Raw genomic sequence first — 5,071 nt, 5'->3', positions numbered from 1 at the left:
CCTGGTGGGTCCGGGCCGCGACGCCGGGGTTGGCCCGCCTCGGCCTGCTGTGACCGGCCAGCGCCGGGGCACGCGGCACCGGGTGCGCGTCACCGGGCGAGCCCGCCCGCGCCGAGCGCCTCCGCGAGCTGGGAGCGCGCCGAGATCCCGAGCTTGCGGAACGCCTGCGTGAGGTGGGTCTCCACGGTCTTCTGGGAGACGAACAGCGCCTGCGCGATCTCCCGGCTCGTCTGGCCCTCGGCGGCCATGGCCGCGACGCGGCGCTGGGTGGCGGTCAACGCGTCCGCCCCGGTCGAGCGCAGCGTCCGGGGTCGGGCGCCGGTCGCGAGCAGCTCGTCGCGGGCGCGGCGGGCCACGGCCGTCGCACCGCTGCGCTGGGCCAGGTCCACGGCTTTCCGCAGCGGCTCGCGCGCCGCTCGGACCGATCCGGCGTGGCGCAGCGCACCACCGAGGTCGGCAAGCGCGCGGGCGTGGTCCAGGGGCGATTCCCCCTCGGCCGCGACCGCGACGGCCTCTTCCAGGAGCCCGACGTCCCCGGTGACGAGGCCCGCGGCCCGCAGTGCCCCACCGAGGACGTGCGGCGTGCCCCAGGGGCGGGCGGTGTCGAGCGCGTCCTGCGCGGCCGCCCGCGCGCCGGCCACGTCACCGCAGGCGTGCAGGGCGAGCGCGAGCCCCGGCCGCCACGGGCACACCGCGGGACCGGGCATCCGCCAGGCGCGCATCCGGCGACCGCATTCCCGCAGGTCGGCGACGGCGGCCGCGGGGCGGCCCTGGGCCAGTCGCAGCAGGCCCCTGGCGGACAGCACGAAGTTCCGGGCGAACATCGTCTCGCCCACCTCGGAGGGCACGGTCGCGAGCAGCTCGTCCGCCTCGGCGAGCTCGTCGGCGTCGATCAGCGCAGCGGCGAGCCACCCGGTCGAGTAGACGCGCATGGTGCCGCCCGTCCCTTCGCCGAGGGCGAGGGCGAGCCGGAGGTCGGCGACGGCGCGTGGCAGGTCGCCGACCTGGTGGGCGGCGTAGCCGCGGAAGGACTGGGCCATCGCCGTACCCCAGATGTCGCCGCGCCGCCGCAGCGCCGGCAGGAGGTCGTCCCAGACCTGGACGGACCGGTGGGCCCGCCCCGAGAACGTCAGGGCGGCGACCGCGCACGGCAGGATCGCGATCGCGTCCCCGACGAGCAGGTGGCCGTCGACGAGCGCCTTCTCCGCGAGCTCGGCGGCCCGGTCGGCCTCGCCGGCGAGGAGCACCTCCTCCATCGCGAGCGCGGCCAGCATCCGGCACTGCGACGGTCCCTCCGGTTCGGGGGCCGCGCGCCGACGCAGCCGCGCGCTCGTCGACGGCCGTGTCCGGAGCTCCTGGAGCCCGGCCACCATCAGGTCCGCCTCGATGTCCAGGACGAGGTCGGGGTCGAGCTCGCCGAGCTCGCCGAGGACCCGCTCGCAGGTCCCCACCGCCTCGACGATCCGCCCGGTGACGAAGTGGCTGCGAAGCAGGGAGAGGGCGATCCGCCCCCGGCCGATCGGGTCGGTGGTCGCGGCGAGCGCCTCCGCGAGGGTGTCGGCGGCCTCCGGGAGCACGGCCCGGGCTTCCGCGACACCCAGCTCGTGCAGCAGCGCTGCGCGCAGGCACGCGTCAGGCGGCTCTGCCAGGGCTCGCCGCAGATGGCGGGCCGCCACGTCGGGTGCACCGCGCGCCCCCGCCCGATGCGCGGCCTCGCGCAGGGTCGCGACGACCCGTGGGTCGCCCGCGGGCGGGGCGGCCAGCAGGTGGGGCACGAGCTCGTCGCCCGGGACGCCGTCCGTGGCGAGCAGCTCGGCGGCGCGGCGGTGCCACCGGCCCGCCACGGACGGGCCCATCCCGGCGGTGATCGCCGACCGGACCAGCGGGTGGACGAACGACAGCGCCACCCGGGGCTGGAGGACCCGCGCCGCCACGAGCGCGTCGGCGAGCGGGCCGGCGTCGGCGTGGGTGAGGCCGGCGAGGCGCGCCGCGCGGTGCAGCGACGTCCCGTCGCCGAGCACCGTCGCCGCCCTGGCCAGCGTCGTGGCGGCCGCGGGCAGCCGCGCGAGCCGGGCGTCGACGGCGCGCTGCACGCCGGGCGGCGTCAGTGCGCACAGCCTCCCGACGTCCCGCGCCGTCGGCGCGAGCCCGGCGAGGGCGGCCTGCGAGAGCAGCTCGGTGAGCAGGAACGGGTTGCCGCCGGTCGCGGTGTCGCACGCCGCGGTGAACTCCGCGTCGGGGTCGCCGCCGAGCGTCGAGGCGATGACGGCGTGCACCGCCGCGTCCGGAAGCCGAGCGAGCCGGTGGACCGCCGACCAGGGTTCGGCACCGACCGTGTCGAGCATCCGGGCCCGTCCCGGATCGACGGGCCGGGCGGCCAGCAGCAGCGCGACGGCGAGCCCGTCGAGCCGGTGGGCGAGGTACGCGAGATGGCGCAACGTCGGCTCGTCGCACCAGTGCGCGTCGTCGACGGCGACGAGCACCGGCGCCGTCGCGGCGAGGTCGGCGGTGAGCCAGTAGAGCCCGTGCAGCACGGCGAAGAGGTCGCCGCCGGGGCCGCTCCCCGACGCGACCCGGAGCACGGGCTCGGCCAGCGCCGCCGCCCCGCCGAACTGGAGATCGGCGTCGACCGGCCCGTACAGCTCACGCGTCACGCCGAACGCCAGCCCGTCCTCCAGCTCGGATCCGCGGGCGTGCAGGACCCGCATCCCGCGTTCGGCGCCGATCCGCCGGGCGTACCCCACCAGCGCCGTCTTGCCGATCCCCGCCTCGCCCTCCAGGACGACCGCACCCCCGCTGCCGGCGCAGGCCGCACCGAGCAGCTGGTCGAGCAGCGCGATCTCCCCGTCCCGGCCCCGCAGCACATCGCCGTCCCGCCCCCGGACCCCCACGAGCCCACCTTCGCGGACGGGCGGTGCCGGCGGCAGCACCATTCGTCGGCAATCTCGGGGTAAAGCTCAGGGTCCGGTCCGGACGCCGGCCCGGCGGGGCGCTCCTACCGTCTGGTGGCCCGGCAACGGACGCACCCACCGAGGAGGCCGACGTGGACTTCGCGACCGCACGCGCGTTCTTCTTCGCCCCGCCGGCCGAAGGGGCACCCGTGCCCACGCCCTTCACCGGCACGCCCTCGCCCGCCCGGCGCCTGCGCGACGCGATCGAACCGCTCGCCTGCGTCGCGATCTGGTCCGACGAGGCCGCGGCCCGCTACGTGGAGCTGGGCCTCGACGACTGGTTCGCCGCGTACGTGTGGCAGCGCGTCGCCGCCCTCGGCACGCCGCCCGCCCCGCTCGCCGTCACCGCCATGGGCGTGTGGCCCGCCGAGGTGATCGGGCCGCTGTACGAGGCGGCGTCGGCGGTGATCTTCCGCGACGACATGGTCGCCACCCGCATCACGGGCGGCGGTCTGACGCTGCGCCGCCGCCTGGGTGACATCGACGCCGACGCGGCCCGTGTGGTCACCGCGCTCCGCCGCGGCATCGGGGCGGCGCGGACCGGGGCGCGCCCGATGTTCTCCGGGATGCTCGCCGACCCCTGGCCCGACGACCCCCTGGCCCAGCTCGTGCACGCCTGCAACCTGCTGCGCGAGCACCGGTTCGACTCCCACCTCGCCGTCTGCGCGGTCGAGGGTCTGGACGGCGTCGAGATGAACATCCTCACCGGCCTCTACTGCGGCTACCCGCTGCTCACCTACGTCGGCACGCGCAGCTGGCCCGAGGACGCCCAGCTCGCCGCCGTCGAGCGGCTGCGCGGTCGCGGGCTCGTCGACGGCGACGGGCTCAGCGCCGAGGGCCTGCGCTACCGCCGCGACCTGGAGGACCGGACGGACACCATGCAGCAGACCGTCGTCGACGCGATCGGCCCGGACCTGGACGTGTACGTGAAGCAGCTCGACGCCTGGTCGACCGCGCTCATCGCCGCCGACGGCGCGCCGTCGGACCCGGCGAAGCGTGCCGCGGGCTGAGCGCGGCCGACGATGACAGGGTTCCAGGACGCGATCAAGTCGGAGTTCGCCCAGCTCGATCTCCGCGAGGTGCTGCAGTCCTCCCCCGAGGTGCTGCTCGGCGTCTCGGCGGACGCCGCAGCGCTGCTGCGTGACCTCCGCCTGGTCCGGATCTTCGACCTCGCGATGTCCGGCCCGTTCCAGACGGCGGCCGGCGTCCGCGAGGCGGCGCAGCAGCCGGACAGCGTCGTCGGCCGCTTCGGGCGGCTGCCCAGCGACGTCGTCGACGACGCACACCGGGACACGCCGCCACACGACCTGCTCGACGCCGGCCCTGAGGTGCTCGCCACCGTCGGTGCGCCGACGGCCACGCGGCTGCGCGAGGTGCTCGGCATCCGCACGGTGCGCGAGCTCGCCCTCTGGCCGCCGTACGTGACGGCACGCCGCCTCGTCGACGAGGCCCTGAGCGACACGGTGTCCGCCGACGAGGAGGCACCACCGGAGCTCGTGCCACGGTTCGGCGGGCACGCCACGGATCGGGTGTTCTACCGGTCCGTCGTGCTGATCGACGCACCCGGCAAGGCCGAGCTCGATCTCGGCTCCAGCGGACCGGTCGACCTGACCGCCACGTCTCCCGGCTTCACCGCGCCGGCCCAGGGCGCGGTGCTGACCTACTCGCAGAGCTGGTACCCGGTCGCGGTCACCCTGGGGAGCCTGCTCTACAGCCTTCCGCTCGCCCCGGGTGAGAGCACCAGGATCGCGGTCATCGACTACACCCGACGCACCCGCGGCAGCTCCGAGGAGGAGATCGGGCAGACCGAGGACCTCAGCAACACGCTCGTGCAGAGCCGATCGATCTCCGAGGTGGCGCAGGCGGTCGCGACCGAGCTGCAGAGCGGCGAGTCGGAGAGCACCACGTCGAGCGACACCGAGAGCATCGGGATCGCAGCGGGCGGGTTCGTGTCCCCCGTCCTGTTCGGCGGGGCGGCCGGCGCCTCCCGCACCGCGTCGACGGCCACCTCCTTCACGACGTCCAAGGGCGAGCGGGACCTGTCCGCCAAGAACCAGCAGAAGATCAGCAGCAGCACCCAGCAGAGCGCCTTCGTGCAGCGCAACCGCAAGGCCGCCGTC

General features: G+C 76.2%; 3 protein-coding genes. 2 read left to right on the top strand and 1 reads right to left on the bottom strand.

Features of this window, described 5'->3' with window-relative positions; translation table 11 throughout:
- Nucleotides 1-89: 89 nt before the first annotated feature.
- Nucleotides 90-2,891 (bottom strand): helix-turn-helix transcriptional regulator, encoded by a 2,802-nt coding sequence (locus AB7J25_RS30080; RefSeq protein ID WP_428514679.1) that lies wholly within the window; start codon nucleotides 2,889-2,891, stop codon nucleotides 90-92.
- Nucleotides 2,892-3,043: 152 nt separating this feature from the next.
- On the opposite strand from AB7J25_RS30080, the gene AB7J25_RS30075 reads away from it, so the two are divergent.
- Both AB7J25_RS30075 and AB7J25_RS30070 read left to right on the top strand, forming a co-directional pair.
- Entirely contained in the window at nucleotides 3,044-3,961 is a 918-nt protein-coding gene (locus tag AB7J25_RS30075) for an SCO6745 family protein (protein WP_428502878.1), read from the top strand.
- A 12-nt stretch (nucleotides 3,962-3,973) separates the two neighbouring features.
- The coding region (locus AB7J25_RS30070) for a hypothetical protein (protein WP_428514678.1) at nucleotides 3,974-5,071 on the top strand (1,098 nt) is incomplete at its 3' end.

Origin of the sequence: Pseudonocardia sp. (assembly GCF_050246655.1) — a bacterium.
In the GTDB taxonomy this organism is placed as follows: domain Bacteria; phylum Actinomycetota; class Actinomycetes; order Mycobacteriales; family Pseudonocardiaceae; genus Pseudonocardia.
This window is presented reverse-complemented; position numbering and strand designations above follow the sequence as displayed.